The following is a 16,331-nucleotide window of genomic DNA, read 5'->3' as shown; positions in this document are numbered from 1 at the left end:
GCGGCTCGGGCTCAGCCCTTGACGGCGCCGGCGGACATGCCGGTCACCAGGTGGCGCTGGGCGAAGAGGAACACCAGGGCGGCGGGGATGGCGATGAGCACGGAGGCCGCGGTCATCGGGCCCCACTGGGCGCCGTACTGGTTGACGAACTTCTGCAGTCCGCCGGCGAGGGTGAGGTTCTCGTCGCCGACCATGAAGGCGGAGGCGTAGGCGACCTCGCTCCAGGCGGTGATGAAGGAGTAGAAGGCGGTGACCGCGATGCCCGGCTTGGCGAGCGGCAGGATCAGCCGCCAGAAGGTGCCGAAGGGGTTGAGGCCGTCGACGTAGCCCGACTCGTCGATCTCGCGCGGGATGGTGTCGAAGAAGCCCTTCATCATCCAGGCGCAGAACGGGACGGCGATGGTCAGGTACGTGATGACCAGGCCGGTCGGGCTGTTGAGCAGGCCCATCGACGCCATGATGTTGTAGATCGGCACGATGAGGACGGCGACCGGGAACATCTGGGTGATGAGCAGCGTCCACATCAGGCCGCGCTTGCCGGGGAAGCGGAAGCGGCTGACGGCGTAGCCGGTGGTGGAGGAGACGAAGACGCCGATCACGGTGGTGAGGGCGGCGACGAGCAGCGAGTTGCCGAACCAGGTGAGGAACGGGGTGTCCCGCAGCAGGCCCGTGTAGTTCTCGAGCGTCGGCTCCTTGACGAAGTCCGTGGTGGTGGCGAACTTCGCGGGCTTGAGCGAGGTCAGCAGGACCCACAGCACCGGGAAGACGGCGATCACGGAGGCCACGACCAGCGTGAGGTGCAGCCCGACGGAGGCGAGCGGCGAACGCCGGCCGCGGCGGTAGGCGTTGGCCTTGGCGGGCACGCGGGCGTGCGCGGGGGCGGAGGCGGGGGCAGTGGTCACCAGACTTCTCCCTGCTTGCGGAGGACCCGCCGGTAGACCGCGGCGAAGACCATCAGGAGGATCAGGATCAGCACGCCCCAGGTGGAGGACTGGGCGTAGTCGCGCGGGCTGATCTCGAAGGAGAACTTGTACGCCTGGGTCACCAGGATCTGCGTGGCCTCGCCGGGACCGCCCCGGGTGAGCAGGAAGATCACCGGGAACATGTTGAAGGTCCAGATGGTGCTCAGCAGGATCACCGTCGTGCTGACCGACCGCAGGCCGGGCAGGGTGATGTGCCGGAAGCGCTGCAGGGCGTTCGCGCCGTCCATCTCGGCGGCCTCGTACAGCTCACCGGGTATGGACTGCAGGCCGCCGAGCAGGGCGACCATCATGAACGGGACGCCGAGCCAGACGTTGACGGCGATGACCGAGAACTTGGCCCAGGTCGGGTCGTTGAGCCACGGCACGGCGTCGATGCCGCCGCCCGCGAGCAGCGAGTTGAGGATGCCGCGGCGCTCGTCGTAGAGGAAGCGCCAGGCGAAGACGGAGACGAAGCCGGGGACCGCCCAGGGCAGGATCAGCAGCATCCGGTAGACGGAGCGGCCGGCGATCTTCCGGTTGAGGACGTTGGCGAGCGCGAGCCCGAGCGCGAAGGTCACCGAGACACAGGAGACCGTCCACAGCAGCGTCCAGCCGAGGGTGGCGAGGAACTGGCTGCCGGTGAGCGCGTCGACGTAGTTGTCCACGCCGACGAACTTGTAGGTCGCCGGGATGTGGTTGACGCCGATGGAACGCTCGACGTTGCGTTCGTCGGCGTCGGTCAGCGACAGCCAGATGCCGCGGACCAGCGGGTATCCGATGATCACGCCGATCACGAGCACGACCGGGGCGACCATCGCCCAGGCGTACCAGTGGGTGGAGAGGGAACGCCTCGTGGCGCTCTGCCGCTTGCCAGTGCCGCGGCTCCGGCCGCGGGCGACGTCGTCGCCCGCGGCCTTCGCCACCGACTGGCTGCTGGTGTCCACAGCCATCTAGCCGGTCTGCCTTCCTCTTGCTGCCGCTGCTGCCGTTACCCGGTGCTGCCGTTACTTCCAGCCCTTGAGGAGCTTGCGGTAGCTGTCGCCCACCGCCTTGGCTCCGTCCTCCGGGCTGGTCTGGTTGGTGAGGACCTTGGTGTACTCGGTGACGAGCGGGGTGAAGAGGCTGCCGCCCTCGGGGATCCAGGGACGCTCGACGGCCTTGTCGACGACCGGCTTGAAGAACGTGATCATCGGGTTGAGGGCCACGTCGGGGTCGTTGTAGGCCGACTGACGGGTCGGGAGCAGGCTGAGCTGCTTGGCGACCTTGATCTGCGACTCGGCCGAGCTCATGTACTGGACGAAGGCGTAGGAGGCGTCCAGGTTCTTGGACCCGGCGTACACGGCCAGGCCCTGACCGCCCTGCGGGGCGCCCTGGCCGGCCGAGCCGGCCGGGACCGGCGCGATGCCCAGGTTCGCCTTGTCGGCGAACTCCTTGCCGGTGTAGGTGTCGGTCACGGCCCACGGGCCGTTGATCATCATCGCGACCTTGCCGTCCTTGAAGGCGGCCTGCATGTTGTCCCAGCCGTTGGTCGCGTCCGTGATCGCGGCCTTGGAGTCGACCAGGTCCTTGACGGTCTTGAACGCCTTCACGCCGGCGGGGTTGTCGATGGTGACGGTCTTGCTGTCGGCGTTGACCATGTCACCGCCCTCGCCGTACAGGAAGGAGAGGAACCAGTAGGCGTCGTCGCCGCGCAGGTAGAGGCCGGTCTTGCCGGTCTTCTGCTTGATCTTGGCGGAGACGGACTTGAGCTCGTCGATGGTCTTGGGGACCTCGACACCGGCCTCCTTGAAGATCTTCTTGTTGTAGAAGATGCCCATGGAGTCGATGACCTGCGGCACGGCGTAGGTCTTGCCGTTGTACTTGGTGGACGCGGCGGCCTGCTTGAGGAAGTCGTCCTGGTCCTTCAGCGCCGGGGTGCCGTCGAGCGGCGCGAGGTAGCCGAGGTTCGCGAAGTCGGCGGTCCAGGCGACCTCGGAGCGGATCACGTCGGGGGCGCCGGCGCCGGACTGTGCGGCGTTCTTGAACTTGTTCTGGGCCTCGCCGAAGGGCACGTTGACGTACTTGATCGTGACCTTGGGGTGCTGCTTGGTGAAGTCCTCGGCAAGCTGCTTGAAGACCTTGTCCTCGGAACCGACCGTGGACGTGTCCCACCAGGTCACGGTGCCGGAGAGCTCGCCCGAGCTCTTCGAGCCGCCGCCGGCGGAACCGTTGTCGCCGCTTCCGCACGCCGCCAGGGTCACGCCCAGGGCCGCGACCAGCGCGGTGGCCGCTATGCCACGCCGCATGTGAACTCCTTCAGGATGGTCCCGGATGGACGAGGGGCTCGAACCTTCCTCATGCGACCGCTCCCTCGCGGCGCGCCGGGCTGGGCAGGAACGTAACAGGGATGAAAACTCGCCGAAAGACCTTGCGGGAAATTTCTGCAAGACACGGGGATCGTTACATCTGCGTGTCCCGAAGGTTGCCGATGAGCCGCTTGACAGCGAAGAGACCCCGGTCCCGCTTGCAAGAACTTGCGAAAGACACCCGAAGGGAGGCGAGAGCGGCCGGAACCCGTACGTGGTGGGCAATCCGACCCGCGACCGGTACAGTCCACTCCCATGACCGCGCGGCTCTCCGACATCGCAGCCCAGGCGGGGGTCAGTGAAGCCACAGTCAGCCGCGTGCTCAACGGCAAGGCCGGTGTGGCCTCGGCCACCCGTGAATCCGTGCTTGCCGCGCTCGACGTGCTCGGCTACGAGCGGCCCGTACGGCTGCGCCAGCGCAGCGCGGGCCTCATCGGACTGATAACCCCCGAGCTGGACAACCCGATCTTCCCCGCGCTCGCGCAGGTCATCGGGCAGGCCCTCACCCGGCAGGGATACACCCCGGTGCTCGCCACCCAGACCCCCGGCGGGTCCACCGAGGACGAGCTCGTGGACATGCTGGTGGAGCGCGGCGTGGCCGGCATCATCTTCGTCTCCGGACTGCACGCCGACACCACCGCCGACATGGGCCGCTACGACCGGCTGCGCGGCAAGGGCGTCCCGTACGTCCTCATCAACGGCTTCTCCCCCAAGGTGCAGGCCCCCTTCGTCTCCCCCGACGACCGGGCCGCGATGGTGCTGGCCGTGACGCACCTGGCGGCGCTCGGGCACACCCGGATCGGGCTCGCGGTCGGGCCGAAGCGGTTCGTGCCCGTGCTGCGCAAGATCGAGGGTTTCGGCAAGGGGATGCGGGAGCGGTTCGGGCTCTCCCCGGAGGAGACCGACGAGCTGGTCCAGCACTCCCTCTACACCCTGGAGGGCGGCCAGGCCGCCGCCGCCGCGCTCATCGCCAAGGGCTGCACGGCCATCGTGTGCGCGAGCGACATGATGGCGCTGGGCGCGATCCGGGCGGCCCGGCAGCAGGGGCTGCAGGTGCCGAAGGACGTCTCGGTCGTCGGCTTCGACGACTCCCCGCTCATAGCGTTCACCGATCCGCCGCTCACCACCATCCGCCAGCCCGTGCAGGCGATGGGGCAGGCGGCGGTCCGGGCGCTCCTGGAGGAGATCGGCGGGACGCCGGCGCCGCACAGCGAGTTCGTCTTCATGCCGGAGCTGGTGGTGCGCGGATCGACCGCCTCGGCACCCGCGTCCCCCGCCGCTCCCCCTGCCCCGTCCCCTACGTCTTGAGGCGGAGCGGGTGCGCCTGATACCCGACCGCGGGATGATCGGTCGAGGAGCAGGCATCTGGCAAACTCTCCTCCTATGGGTGAAACGACCGTGAAGACCTCGGAAATTCGGACGACCCCGTCGTCACCCATCGTGGCCGACGGCTGGTTCGCGCGCGCTCTGCGGGCCCGTACGCCCCGGCGCCCGCGGATCTGGTTCGAGGTGCTCCTGATCGCGGTCAGCTACTGGACGTACTCGCTCATCCGCAACGCGGTGCCCGAGCAGAAGGCCCAGGCCCTCCGGAACGCCGACTGGGTCTGGCAGACCGAGCACAGCCTCGGGCTCGCCTTCGAGCACGCCGTCAACCAGGCCGTCAACTCGGTGACCTGGCTGATCGTGGGCATGAACTACTACTACGCCACGTTGCACTTCGTCGTGACCATCGGTGTGCTCGTGTGGCTGTACCGATGGCATCCGGGCCGTTACGCGGCGTTCCGCACCGTCCTCTTCGCGACCACGGCCGTGGCCCTCGTCGGCTACTACCTGTACCCGCTCGCGCCGCCCCGGCTGATGAACGGCGGCCACTTCACCGACACCGTGCTGGTGCACCACACCTGGGGCTCGATGGCCTCGGGCAACCTCAAGCACATGTCGAACCAGTACGCGGCGATGCCGTCGATGCACATCGGCTGGTCGCTGTGGTGCGGGCTCACCATCTTCCTGCTGGCGAAGGCGCCCTGGGCGCGGATCCTCGGCATGCTCTACCCGGCGGCGACGCTGGTCGTCATCGTGGCCACCGCCAACCACTTCTGGATGGACGCGGTGGGCGGCGTGCTCTGCCTGAGCTTCGGCTTCGCCGTCGCGTACGTCTGGTTCGGCACCCACCCGCACCGGCTGCCGAAGCTGGTGGAGCCGCTCGCCTCGGCCCCGCAGGGCGTGACGCCGGGCGGTCCGCTCCCGGCGGAGGAGGCGGACCGGGACCCGGCGGACGCCGCGGCGCAGGACACCCCGGAGCGCGTCGGCTCCGGTAGGTGATTCTCCCGGAGCGCCTCAGCTCCGGTACGTGATTTTCCCGGAGCGCGTCAGCTCCGGTACGTGATCCTCCCGCCCGCGACCGTGAGCCGGATCGGCGCGGTCGCGGTCTCGTCGGCCGGGGCCGGGTCGACGGTGAAGGCGGTCAGGTCGGCCCGGTAGCCGGGCGCGATGCGGCCCGCCGTCCGCTCCTCCCCCGCGGCGAGCGCCGCGTGCGTGGTCATGCCCTCAAGGGCCATCTGCCCGGCGCAGCTCGCCCGCGCGCTCACGGGGATGACGGAGGACCGGGCGGACGAGGCCTTCGAGCCGGCGCTCGCCGGGTACCTGGAGCGCTGCCGGCGGCGGCTGCTGGACGCGGGCCGGCCAGGAGCCTCCCGGCAGCCGGATCTTGGGGCCTCCCGGCAGCCGGACCGTGACGAGCAGACCGCCGGCCGGGCGCGGGACGAGGTCGAAGGTGCCCTCGTGGGCGCGGACGATGCTGTGCACGAGGGCGAGGCCGAGGCCGACACCGGCGTGCTCGTCGGTGCGTACGCGTTCCGCTCCGCGCTGGAAGGGTTCGGTGAGGGTCGGCACCAGGTCCGGTGGGACGGTACGGCCCGTGTTCTCGACCCGCAGCACGCTCACGCCGTCCCGCGCCTCGGTGTGGACGGTCACGGTGCCGCCGACGGGCAGGTTGTGGACGATCGCGTTCTGGACGAGGTTCGTCACCAGCCGCAGCAGCAGCTCCGCCGAGCCGCTGGTCAGGGCCGCTCCCCCGGTGACGTCGAGCGTGAGCCCGCGCCGCTCGGCGAGCGGCAGCAGGGTCTCGGCGGCCTCCTCGGCGAGGAGGGAGAGGTCGACGGACTCGCGGCGGAAGGTGCCTCGGTCGCTGCGGCTGAGCACCAGCAGGGCCTCGGTGAGGTCGATCGCGCGCGTGTTGGCGGCCTGGAGGCGGGCGAGGACCTCGTCGCGGTCGCGCGTCGGGTCCTTGCGGGCGACGTCGAGCAGCGTCTGCGAGACGGCGAGCGGGGTGCGCAGTTCGTGGGAGGCGTTCGCCGCGAAGCGCCGCTGCTCGGCGACGTGCGACTCCAACCGGCCCAGCATGGTGTCGAAGGTGTCGGCGAGCTCCCGGAACTCGTCCCGGCGGCCCGGCATGCGGATGCGGTGGGACAGCGATCCGTCGCCGGCCAGCCGGGCCGCGGCCGTGATCCGGTCGAGCGGCGCGAGCATCCGCCCGGCCAGCAGCCAGCCGCCGAGGAGGCCGAAGACGAGCAGGAGGCCCAGGGCGACGGCCGCGGCGGGCGCGAAGGTGTGCACGAGGAGGTAGCGGTTGGGCGAGATCCCGAGCAGGCCCCGGTCGTTGTCGGGGACGTACCGCAGCAGGAAAACCCACACGACGGCGAGGAGCAGACCGCCGGCGACCGCGAGGAAGCCGGCGTAGCTGAGGGTGAGCTTGAGCCGGGCGCTGAGCCCGGGACGTCTAGCCACGACTGCCCTGCTGGGGGTCGATGCGGTAGCCGACGCCCGGCACCGTGGCGATGAGCCAGGGTTCGCCGAGGCGCTTGCGCAGGGCGGAGACGGTGATGCGGACGGCGTTGGTGAAGGGGTCGGCGTTCTCGTCCCAGGCCCGTTCGAGCAGCTCCTCGGCGCTGACGACCCCGCCCTCGGCCGCGACGAGGACGTCGAGGACGGCGAACTGCTTGCGGGTGAGCGCGACCTGGCGCCCGTCGCGGAAGACCTCCCGGCGGAACGGGTCGAGGCGCAGGCCCGCGATCTCGCGGACCGGGGGCCGGGCGTACGCGCGCCTGCGGTCGAGCGCCCGGAGCCGCAGGACGAGCTCCCGCAGCTCGAACGGCTTCGTCAGGTAGTCGTCGGCGCCCAGCTCGAAGCCGGAGGCCTTGTCGTCGATCCGGTCGGCGGCGGTGAGCATGAGGATCGGGATGCCGCTGCCGGAGGCGACGAGGTGCCGGGCGATCTCGTCGCCGGACGGGCCGGGGATGTCACGGTCGAGCACCGCGAGGTCGTAGGAGTGGACGCCGAGGAGCGCCAGGGCGGTGTCCCCGTCACCGGCGATGTCGGCGGCGATCGCCTCCAGCCGGAGGCCGTCCCGGACGGCCTCCGCCAGATGCGGTTCGTCCTCCACGATCAGTACGCGCATGGCCGAAGCCTAGGCAGCGGGACATATCGGCGACGTATGCGCCGGTGTCTCCTTCGCCGTGCGCCACCAGCGGCGCGAGGCGAGCCCGGCCAGGACCGCGCCGGTGGCGTTGACCAGGACGTCGTCCACGGAGGTGACCCGGTCGAGGCGCAGCACGTACTGCGCGGTCTCGACCAGGACCGAGCAGCCCGCGCCGAGCGCCAGGATCCGCGGCAGGGAGGCCGTCGCCGTCCACCGCATCGGCGCGAAGAAGCCGAGCGAGGCGAAGACCAGGAGGTTGCCGACGATGCCGAGCGTCCCCATGGTGGCCAGGTCCCGCAGCGGTACGAGGCTCACCCGGGCGGGCGCGACGCCGGGCGCCGCGCCCGGCATCAGGGTCATCCCCAGGAACGGCACCGTCCCGTGGACCATGCCCACCTCGGCCAGCGACAGCCGCCACGGCCACGCGACACCGGCGGCCCGCCGGCGCCGGGCGAGGGCCCACGCCACAAGGACGGCGAGCGGCAGCGTGAGCAGCGTCATGAGCACCACGCCGTTGAAGGTGTCGTAGCAGCCGTGCCACCGCCCGGCCAGGCACCTCGGCGCGGCCATCAGGAGCGGCCCGCGCAGGGCGTAACCGGCGCCCGCGAGGGCGAGGAGTGCCAGACCGGGGATCACGAGACGGCGCGGGTTCAGGGGTGCGTCGTGGTTCATGCGCCCATCGGACACGAGGGGGTGTTGCGTCGGCGTATGCGTTTCCCGCCCGTCCCCGGATGCCTGGGCGCCGTATCACTCACGCGCCGTAGAACAGCTCCTCCATCACCGCCCGCGCCCGCCGCGTGATGCGCCGGTAGTCGTCGACCATCTCTCCGACGTGCCCGGGGGCGTAGCCCAGATACCGTCCGACGGCGGCCAGTTCGCGGGGCTCGGAGGGGAAGGTGTCGCCGGCGCGGCCGCGGACCAGCATCACCGCGTTGCGCACCCGGGTGGCGAGCACCCAGGCCTCGTCCAGGGTCTGCGCCTCGTCCGTGCCGATGAGCCCGGCCGCGTGGGCGGCGGCGAGGGCCTCGCGGGTACGGGTGGTGCGCAGGCCGGGTTCGGCCCAGCCGTGCCGCATCTGGAGCAGCTGGACGGTCCACTCGACGTCGCTGAGGCCGCCGCGGCCCAGCTTGGCGTGCAGCGTCGGGTCGGCGCCGCGCGGCAGGCGTTCGGTCTCCATGCGGGCCTTGAGGCGGCGGATCTCGCGGATCGCCTCCTCGCCGAGCCCCTCCATGGGGTAGCGCAGCGGGTCGACGAGCTCGATGAAGCGCTGCCCGAGTTCCCGGTCGCCGGCCATCGGCTCGGCCCGCAGCAGGGCCTGGGCCTCCCAGACGAGCGACCAGCGGCGGTAGTAGGCCTGGTAGGACTTCAGGGTGCGCACCATCGGGCCGCTCTTGCCCTCCGGGCGCAGGTCGGCGTCGATGAGCAGCGGCGGGTCGGCGGTGGGCAGCTGGAGCAGCCGGCGCATCTCGGTGACGACCCGGTTGGCGGCCTTCGCCGCCTCCTGCTCGTCGACGCCCTCGCGCGGCTCGTGCACGAAGAGGACGTCGGCGTCGGAGCCGTAGCCGAGTTCGTGGCCGCCGAAGCGGCCGACGCCGATGACGGCGAACCTGGTCGGCAGCTCGTCGCCCCATTCGGCGCGCACGGCGGCCCTGAGCGCGCCCGAGATCGTCGCCGCGTTGAGGTCGGTGACGGCCCGGCCGACGCGGTCGACGAGGGCGCCGGGGTCGGCCTCGCGGGGGTTGTCCTCGGTGCCGTAGGAGGCGATGAGGTCAGCCGCGGCGGTGCGGAACAGCTCCCGGCGGCGCACGCCGCGGGCCGCGGCCACCGCCTGCTCGGGGCCGTCGGCGCGGCCGACGGCGGCGAGCACCTCCTGTTCCAGGTGGTCCCGGCCACGCGGCTTCAGGCCCTCCGGGTCGCCGAGGATGGCGACCGCCTCGGGGGCGCGGAGCAGCAGGTCGGGGGCGAGCCGGCCGGCGGAGAGGACCCGGGCGAGGTTCTCGGCGGCGGCGCCCTCGTCGCGCAGCAGGCGCAGGTACCAGGGCGTCCTGCCGAGCGCGTCGGACACCTTGCGGAAGCCGAGCAAGCCCGCGTCCGGGTCGGCCGAGTCGGCGAACCAGCCGAGCAGCACCGGCAGCAGCGTGCGCTGGATGGCGGCCTTGCGGCTGACGCCGGAGGACAGCGCCTCCAGGTGGCGCAGGGCGGCGGCGGGGTCCGCGTACCCGAGCGCTTCGAGCCGCTGCCCGGCGGCCTTCGGGCTGAGCCGGATCTCGCCGGGGGCGAGCTGGGCGACGGCGTCGAGCAGCGGCCGGTAGAACAGCTTCTCGTGCAGCCGGCGCACCACGGCCGCGTGCCGCTTCCATTCCCGGTTGAGCTCGGTGACCGGGTCGGTGCGCAGGCCGAGCGAGCGGCCGAGGCGGCGCAGATCGGCCTCGCCCTCGGGGACGAGATGGGTGCGGCGCAGCCGGTAGAGCTGGATGCGGTGCTCCATGGCGCGCAGGAAGCGGTAGGCGTCGTCGAGCTGGGCGGCGTCGGCGCGGCCCACGTAGCCGCCGGCGGCGAGGGCGGCGAGCGCGTCGAGGGTGGTGCCGCTGTGCAGCGTGGCGTCGCTGCGGCCGTGCACCAACTGCAGGAGCTGGACGGCGAACTCGACGTCCCTGAGGCCGCCGGGACCGAGCTTCAGCTCGCGGTCGACGTGGCCGGCCGGGATGTTGTCGACGACCCGGCGGCGCATCTTCTGCACGTCGGGCACGAAGTTCTCGCGTTCGGCGGCCTGCCACACCAGCGGGGAGACGGCCTCGATGTACGCGGCGCCCAGCTCGGCGTCGCCGGCCACCGGGCGTGCCTTCAGCAGGGCCTGGAACTCCCAGGTCTTGGCCCAGCGCTGGTAGTAGGCGAGGTGCGAGGAGAGGGTGCGGACCAGCGGCCCGTTGCGGCCCTCGGGGCGCAGGTTGGCGTCGACGGGCCAGATGCTGCCCTCGACCGTGGTCTCCGAGCAGATCCGCATGAGGTGGGAGGCGAGCCGGGTCGCGGCCTGCAGCGCCTTGGACTCGTCGGTGCCGTCCGCCGCCTCGCCGACGAAGATGACGTCGACGTCGGAGACGTAGTTCAGTTCGTGGCCGCCGCACTTGCCCATGGCGATCACGGCGAGCCGGCACTGCGCCGCGTCCTCGGGCGCGGCGGCCGCGGCGATGCGGAGCGCGGCGCGCAGGGTGGCGGTGGCGAGGTCGGCGAGTTCGGCGGCGGTCTGCGCGACGTGGGTGGTGCCGCACACGTCACGGGCCGCGATGGCGAGGAGGCAGCGCCGGTAGGCGACCCGCAGCGTCACCGGGTCGACGGCCTCGGCGAGCCCACGCTCGAACTCGGCGACGCCCGGGTGCAGGTCGGCCGCCTCGTACGTGACGAGGGCCTGCCAGTCGTGCGGGTGGCGGGCCAGGTGGTCGGCGAGCGCCTCGGACGCGCCGAGCACCCCGAGCAGCCGGTCCCGGAACGGCTTCGCGGACAGCAGCGTGGTGGTGAGGGCCGGCCGCTCGGCCGGCGGCTGCGCCTCGACGAGCCGGACCAGGCCGCGCAGCGCGAGGTCGGGGTCGGCGGTGGCGCCGAGGGCGTCGAGCAGCACGGAGTCGCCGCGCAGCGGGGCGAGGTCGTCCAGGTCGAGCAGCCGCTCGGCGGCGGACGGGTCGGTGAACCCGTGCCGCAGCAGCCGGGTGAACGTACTGCTCCTGCGTCCCGGCGCCGTCATCCCGCCGCTCCCTCCACCGGTCGATTGAGTGCCGGTCGAGCCTATCCCCGGCGGGGCGCCGGGTCGCCCCGGGGAGCGCGCGGCGGGGCGCGGCGGCAGAATCGGGGGCATGAACTGGACACTGGAAGTGGTCCCCGTACCCGTCAGCGACCTGGACCGGGCGAAGGAGTTCTACGGAGGGCGGCTCGGCTTCAAGGTCGACCTGGACCAGGAGGTCGCCCCGGGCGTCCGCGTCATCCAGATCACCCCACCGGGCTCGCGCTGCTCGCTCTCCCTCGTCCAGGGCATGCCGCCCTTCCCCGGCGCCCGCCAGATGGAACCCGGCACCCTGCACGGGCTCCAGCTGTGCGTCACCGACATCGACGCGGCGCGCGCCACGCTCGCCGCCGCGGGCGTGGAGATCTCGCCGGTGGTGCACGTGGGCGCGTCGGGCTGGGAGGAGGGCCGGGGTCAGCCGTGGAACTCGTTCCTGACCTTCTCCGACCCGGACGGCAACGGGTGGGTGGTGCAGGAGGCGCCGTCGGAGCTGTCCGAGCGCTGACCTCCGGGCGAACGCACGGCGTCGCCATTCCGGCCCGAAGCATGGCAGAGCGGATGCGCCAAGGGGGCTGTGACCAAGGGGTTCTGACGGCTGGTTAGCGTCCGGTGCATGTGGAGAACACGATCTCGGCCCCGGTCGCGCACCGGGGCGTTCCTGGCCTCGCTCACGTCCCTCGCCTCCCTCGCCTCCCTCGCCGCCCTCGTCGGCCTCGCCGCCGCACCACCCGCCGCGGCGAGCGGCACCGCCCTGTCCGGCGCGAACCGCATCGGCACCCAGCAGGCCCTCTTCCGCTCCGGAACGGCCGGATACGGCTGCTTCCGCATCCCCACCCTGGTGCGGACGAAGTCGGGCACGCTGCTCGCCTTCGCCGAGGCGCGCACCTCGCCGTCCTGCGCCGACCGCGGCCCCATCGACACGGTCGTGCGCCGCTCGACCAACGACGGGCGCACCTGGGGCCCGATACGGGTGGTGCTCTCGGGCAGCGAGACCGATCCCGAGGCACCGTACGTCCGCGGCAACGCCTCCCCCGTCGCCGACCTCGTCACCGGTGACGTCTTCCTGCTCTCCAACTCCGAGGACGCGGTCGCCACCACCGGCGACGCCCGCATGTCGTGGGTGCAGAAGAGCACCGACGACGGCCTGACCTGGGGCGCTCCGCAGCCGGCTCCGAGGCTGACCGCGACCGGCACCGGCTGGTTCGGCACCGGCCCGGGCCACGGCATCCAGCTGAAGGAGGGCCCGCACGCCGGACGGCTGCTCGTCGGCGCGTACGAGCGGGTCAGCGGCACCGACGCCCGCGCCGGCGTGCTCTACAGCGACGACCACGGGGCGACCTGGCACGCCGGCGCCACCGTCAACTCGTACGCCGAGGACGCCGGCGGCACCCCGCTCGCCAAGCCCGGCGAGCCGACCGTCGCCGAGCTGCCCGGCGGCCGGGTGTACGTCAGCGCCCGCAGCCCGTACGACGCCGGGCACCGGATGCACGCCGTCAGCGAGGACGGCGGCACGACCGTGCCGAAGCTGTCCCTCACCGCCGGCTGGACCGGCCCGGACGTCGACGCCTCGGTGCTCGCACCGGCCCGCACCTACCGCTCGGTGCCGGGCGACCTGCTGCTGATGTCCGCCCCGGCGCATCCCACCAACCGCCAGGAGATGCGGATCCGCTACTCCACGGACGAAGGCGCCACCTGGACGAACGCGACCGGCGGCCTGCTGAGCGCCGCGGCCGGCGACCGGGCCGGCTACTCCGACCTCGCCGAACTGTCCGAGGGCGAGTTCGGCCTGCTCTACGAGGGCGGGCCCAGCTTCTCCGCCGAGTACATCTACTTCAACCGGTTCCGCGCCGCCGAGCTGCAGCTGCCGGCGTCGGTCACCCACCTCGGCTCCGCGCTCCCCCAGCCCACCCCGGCCGCCGGGCGCACCACCCCGGACCGGACCGCCGAGGCCAACGACGCCTACCTCTCCTCCGGCGCCTCCCTCGGCTCCGGCGCCGTCTACCCGCCGGCCGGCACCACGACCTCCTTCGGCCAGGGTCTGGCCCTCGACGGCGTCGACGGCCACGCCGACCTGCCGTACACCCCGTCCCTCGACCCGGGCGCGGGAGACGTCACGTACTCCCTGTTCTTCAAGTACGACGCGACGACGAGCACCCCGCAGCAGGCGCTGTTCTGGGCGTACGGGGTGGGCTCGGCCAAGCCGCAGGTGTGGGTGCGGGCGCAGCCCGGCCAGAACCGGGTCTACGCCTGGGTGCAGGGCACCGGCGGCACCGCGACGGCCACGCTCCCCGGCCCGGACCCGGCGCGGCCCGCCTTCGGCGACGGCCAGTGGCACCACCTCACCCTGGTCCGCGCCGCGGCACGGTCACCCTGGACGTCGACGGGCGGACCGGCACCCAGCAGGGCGCCGTGTCGGGCGCGCTGGCCGGCCCGCGCACCGACGACACCACCGGGCTCGGCGTCGAGATCGGCGACAAGCCGGTCGTGGACCCGGTGGGCGCGCCCGCCGACGGCTTCACCGGCGTCGTCGACGAGTTCCGGCTCTACAGGACCGCGCTCCCCGCGGACCAGCGCGCCCTGCTGCGCGGCTCCGGCGCCGCCGCGGTGGCGCCGGACCGGCTCGCCGCGCACCTGCCGTTCCAGGTCGTCGACACCGCCGACCCGGCGGCGCTGCGCACCACCCGGATCCAGGACGACGTGTCCGGCCACTGCGCCGACGGCACCCTGCTCGGCACGACGTCCTCCGAGAGCGCCCAGACCGGCGGGCGGATCGGGAGCGGCGCGCTGGTCGTGAACAGCGGCCTGCCGGGCGTGGAGGTGCCGTACCTGCCCGCGCTCGACACCGGCGCCGGCGACTTCACCTTCACCCTGTGGTTCCGCTACGCCGCCACCACGAGCACCCCGGACGCGGCGCTGATGTGGGCGTACGGCTCCACCTCGGGCAAGCCGTCGCTGTGGGTGCGCGCGAAGCCCTCGCTCGACCGGCTGACGGTGCGGGCCGAGACGGCGGCCGGCGCGGTCACGCTCGACCTGCCGGACACCCAGGCGGCCGGCGAGAGCGACCGGCGCGCCTTCGGCGACGACCGATGGCACCTGCTCACCCTGACCCGGAGCGCCGGCCAGGCGCCCGGCTCCCGCCTGACCGTGGGCGTCGACGGCCTCGACCCGGCCGCGCCCGGCGCCCGCGTCGCCACGGCGGACGGCCTGGCCGGCTCCTTCACGGACGGCATCGCCACGCCCGAGGGCTTCCGGATCGGTTCGAAGCCGACCGGCACGGACGTCCTGACCGGCGCCCTCGACGACTTCCGCTTCTACGGGCGGGCGCTGTCCGCCGCGGACGTCGCCGACCTGGCCGACACGCCCGTGGGCGGCTGGGCCCCGCCGAAGGACCCCGCCCTGTGGTGGTCCATGGAACCGGGCAACACCGAACAGCACCTGGTGATGCGGCCCGTCGACGACGCGACGACCCGGGCCACGCCCGACGCCGGCACGCACTGCTCGCACGGGTACGTACGGGGCGGGGCGACGGTCTCGGCCACGGGCGCCAGGTACGGGCGCGCGCTCGACTTCGACGGGGTCGACGACGCCGTCGAGCTGCCGTACGGCGACGCGAAGGCGCTCGGCGCGGGCGACTTCACGCTGGCGGCGTGGGTGCGCTACCAGGACGGGCTCAACACCACTCCGGTGCTGGCCTGGGCGTACGGCGTCGGTGGCGGCGAGCGCCAGGTGTGGCTGCGGGCCGTGCCCGCGCAGAACAAGGTCACGGCCCTGCTCCAGACGGACGCGGCGACCACCACGCTCGACGTCGTCGCCCCGCCGGGCACGGTCTTCGGCGACGACACCTGGCGCCTGGTGGTGCTGCGCCGCCAGGGCGGCGCGCTGACCCTGTCGGTCGACGGCACGAGCGCCACGAAGCAGGCGCCGGCGGGCTCGCTGACGTACGACGACGGCTTCGACGTCCGCGGCTTCCTGCTGGGCGCCCGGCCCGACGGCGCCGCGGCGGACCGCTTCCACGGCTCGATGGACGACTTCCGGCTGGTCCGCCGGGCCCTGTCGGACGCCGAACTGACCGCGCTGCGGTCGGCGGACACGCCGGTCCCGGCGGACTCGGCCACCGCGGTCCGGCTGCCGTTCGACACCGTCACGGCGGCGGGCGCGTACGCCCGCATGTGACGGCCCCGGACGGGCCTCACCGGGTGTGACGGTCCCGGACGGGCCTCAGAGGACCAGGCAGTAGTTCCGCACCTTCTCGTCCTCGCCCTCGTACGTCATCCCCGCCGCCTCCATCACCCGCTGGGAGGCGATGTTGTCGAGGTCGGCGTCACCGCGCACGGCGGTGGCGCCGGCCTCGCGGGCCCGGGCGATCAGGGCGCGCAGCGACTCGGAGGCGTAGCCCTTGCCGCGGGCGCCGGGCACGAGGCCGTAGCCGATGGTCACGACACCGTCGGCGTCCGGCGGCCCGTGGAAGCCGATGCCGCCGACGGTGGTGCCGTCCGCGAGCAGCTGTATCGCGTACGGCCGGTAGGCCCCCGGGTCGCCGCGCTCGGCGACCCCGTTGAGGAAGCCCTGCGCGCTGCGCCCGTCGCCCGCGCCCGGGTACTCCTCGGCCCAGCGGTCGCCGGGCGCGGGCCGGGCGTCGACGATGCGCCGGGCGTCGTCGACGGAGAGCGGGTGGAGGAGCAGCCGCTCCGTCTCGATGATCTTCACATTGGTCACGGGCGGCAGTCTCGGCCCCGCCGCTCACGGAGCGCAACGGGTTTCTCGGCCCGGTC

13 protein-coding genes and 1 pseudogene are annotated in these 16,331 nt (G+C 72.9%); 5 read left to right on the top strand and 9 right to left on the bottom strand.

Features of this window, described 5'->3' with window-relative positions:
• Positions 1-11: 11 nt before the first annotated feature.
• The 3 genes from ACIRSU_RS19200 to ACIRSU_RS19190 are packed head-to-tail and all read right to left on the bottom strand — an operon-like array spanning position 12 to position 3,247.
• The gene (locus ACIRSU_RS19200; protein ID WP_403793537.1) at positions 12-902 is read right to left on the bottom strand and encodes a sugar ABC transporter permease; all 891 of its coding nucleotides are present in this window, start codon (positions 900-902) and stop codon (positions 12-14) included.
• Positions 899-1,912 (bottom strand): carbohydrate ABC transporter permease, encoded by a 1,014-nt coding sequence (locus tag ACIRSU_RS19195; protein WP_403793536.1) that lies wholly within the window; start codon positions 1,910-1,912, stop codon positions 899-901. Before ACIRSU_RS19195 ends, ACIRSU_RS19200 begins: the two co-directional genes overlap by 4 nt.
• 54 nt (positions 1,913-1,966) lie before the next feature.
• A complete protein-coding gene (locus tag ACIRSU_RS19190; RefSeq protein ID WP_403793534.1) occupies positions 1,967-3,247 on the bottom strand; it encodes an extracellular solute-binding protein in 1,281 nt (426 codons plus the stop codon).
• Positions 3,248-3,562: 315 nt separating this feature from the next.
• Here ACIRSU_RS19190 and ACIRSU_RS19185 point away from each other — a divergent pair, with 315 nt between their 5' ends.
• Entirely contained in the window at positions 3,563-4,615 is a 1,053-nt protein-coding gene (locus tag ACIRSU_RS19185; protein ID WP_403793532.1) for a LacI family DNA-binding transcriptional regulator, read from the top strand.
• Between the two features lie 75 nt (positions 4,616-4,690).
• A complete protein-coding gene (locus ACIRSU_RS19180; RefSeq protein ID WP_403793530.1) occupies positions 4,691-5,629 on the top strand; it encodes a phosphatase PAP2 family protein in 939 nt (312 codons plus the stop codon).
• Positions 5,630-5,676: 47 nt separating this feature from the next.
• Here the strand turns inward: ACIRSU_RS19180 and ACIRSU_RS19175 are convergent.
• The 5 genes and pseudogenes from ACIRSU_RS19175 to ACIRSU_RS19155 form a co-directional block, all read right to left on the bottom strand.
• Positions 5,677-5,871, bottom strand: a pseudogene (locus ACIRSU_RS19175) (amidohydrolase family protein); the annotation flags it as partial.
• Complete coding sequence (locus tag ACIRSU_RS19170; protein WP_403793528.1) at positions 5,855-7,093, bottom strand: sensor histidine kinase; 1,239 nt, start codon at positions 7,091-7,093, stop codon at positions 5,855-5,857. The gene ACIRSU_RS19170 and the pseudogene ACIRSU_RS19175, both read right to left, overlap by 17 nt.
• On the bottom strand, positions 7,086-7,763 hold the full coding sequence (locus ACIRSU_RS19165; RefSeq protein WP_403793526.1) for a response regulator transcription factor: 678 nt from the start codon (positions 7,761-7,763) through the stop codon (positions 7,086-7,088). Before ACIRSU_RS19165 ends, ACIRSU_RS19170 begins: the two co-directional genes overlap by 8 nt.
• 9 nt (positions 7,764-7,772) lie before the next feature.
• Positions 7,773-8,456: a VanZ family protein gene (locus ACIRSU_RS19160; protein WP_403793525.1), complete on the bottom strand. Its 684-nt coding sequence runs from the start codon at positions 8,454-8,456 to the stop codon at positions 7,773-7,775.
• Positions 8,457-8,535: 79 nt separating this feature from the next.
• Positions 8,536-11,523, bottom strand: coding sequence for a bifunctional [glutamine synthetase] adenylyltransferase/[glutamine synthetase]-adenylyl-L-tyrosine phosphorylase (locus tag ACIRSU_RS19155; protein WP_403793523.1), 2,988 nt, complete (start codon positions 11,521-11,523; stop codon positions 8,536-8,538).
• Between the two features lie 109 nt (positions 11,524-11,632).
• Here ACIRSU_RS19155 and ACIRSU_RS19150 point away from each other — a divergent pair, with 109 nt between their 5' ends.
• The 3 genes from ACIRSU_RS19150 (at position 11,633) to ACIRSU_RS19140 (ending at position 15,732) form a co-directional block, all read left to right on the top strand.
• Positions 11,633-12,064 (top strand): VOC family protein, encoded by a 432-nt coding sequence (locus ACIRSU_RS19150; protein WP_403793521.1) that lies wholly within the window; start codon positions 11,633-11,635, stop codon positions 12,062-12,064.
• Positions 12,065-12,172: 108 nt separating this feature from the next.
• Positions 12,173-14,353 carry an exo-alpha-sialidase gene (locus tag ACIRSU_RS19145; protein WP_403793519.1) on the top strand — a complete coding sequence of 727 codons (2,181 nt, stop codon included), beginning with the start codon at positions 12,173-12,175 and terminating at the stop codon, positions 14,351-14,353.
• Entirely contained in the window at positions 14,257-15,732 is a 1,476-nt protein-coding gene (locus ACIRSU_RS19140) for a LamG-like jellyroll fold domain-containing protein (protein ID WP_403793650.1), read from the top strand. Before ACIRSU_RS19145 ends, ACIRSU_RS19140 begins: the two co-directional genes overlap by 97 nt.
• 45 nt (positions 15,733-15,777) lie before the next feature.
• Here the strand turns inward: ACIRSU_RS19140 and ACIRSU_RS19135 are convergent, their stop codons facing one another.
• On the bottom strand, positions 15,778-16,275 hold the full coding sequence (locus tag ACIRSU_RS19135; protein ID WP_403793517.1) for a GNAT family N-acetyltransferase: 498 nt from the start codon (positions 16,273-16,275) through the stop codon (positions 15,778-15,780).
• Positions 16,276-16,331 lie beyond the last annotated feature (56 nt).

It is taken from the genome of Streptomyces sp. NPDC101160, assembly GCF_044768205.1.
Taxonomy (GTDB): Bacteria; Actinomycetota; Actinomycetes; order Streptomycetales; family Streptomycetaceae; genus Streptomyces.
The sequence above is the reverse complement of the archived record's forward strand: the minus strand, read 5'-3'. Positions and strand labels throughout refer to the sequence as shown.

Excerpts from the sequence above, each read along its gene's own strand:
- ACIRSU_RS19195 (WP_403793536.1), bottom strand. The coding sequence starts at position 1,912 with ATGGCTGTGGACACCAGCAGCCAGTCGGTGGCGAAGGCCGCGGGCGAC.
- ACIRSU_RS19190 (WP_403793534.1), bottom strand. The coding sequence starts at position 3,247 with ATGCGGCGTGGCATAGCGGCCACCGCGCTGGTCGCGGCCCTGGGCGTG.
- ACIRSU_RS19185 (WP_403793532.1), top strand. The coding sequence starts at position 3,563 with ATGACCGCGCGGCTCTCCGACATCGCAGCCCAGGCGGGGGTCAGTGAA.
- ACIRSU_RS19180 (WP_403793530.1), top strand. The coding sequence starts at position 4,691 with ATGGGTGAAACGACCGTGAAGACCTCGGAAATTCGGACGACCCCGTCG.
- ACIRSU_RS19165 (WP_403793526.1), bottom strand. The coding sequence starts at position 7,763 with ATGCGCGTACTGATCGTGGAGGACGAACCGCATCTGGCGGAGGCCGTC.
- ACIRSU_RS19160 (WP_403793525.1), bottom strand. The coding sequence starts at position 8,456 with ATGAACCACGACGCACCCCTGAACCCGCGCCGTCTCGTGATCCCCGGT.
- ACIRSU_RS19155 (WP_403793523.1), bottom strand. The coding sequence starts at position 11,523 with ATGACGGCGCCGGGACGCAGGAGCAGTACGTTCACCCGGCTGCTGCGG.
- ACIRSU_RS19150 (WP_403793521.1), top strand. The coding sequence starts at position 11,633 with ATGAACTGGACACTGGAAGTGGTCCCCGTACCCGTCAGCGACCTGGAC.
- ACIRSU_RS19145 (WP_403793519.1), top strand. The coding sequence starts at position 12,173 with ATGTGGAGAACACGATCTCGGCCCCGGTCGCGCACCGGGGCGTTCCTG.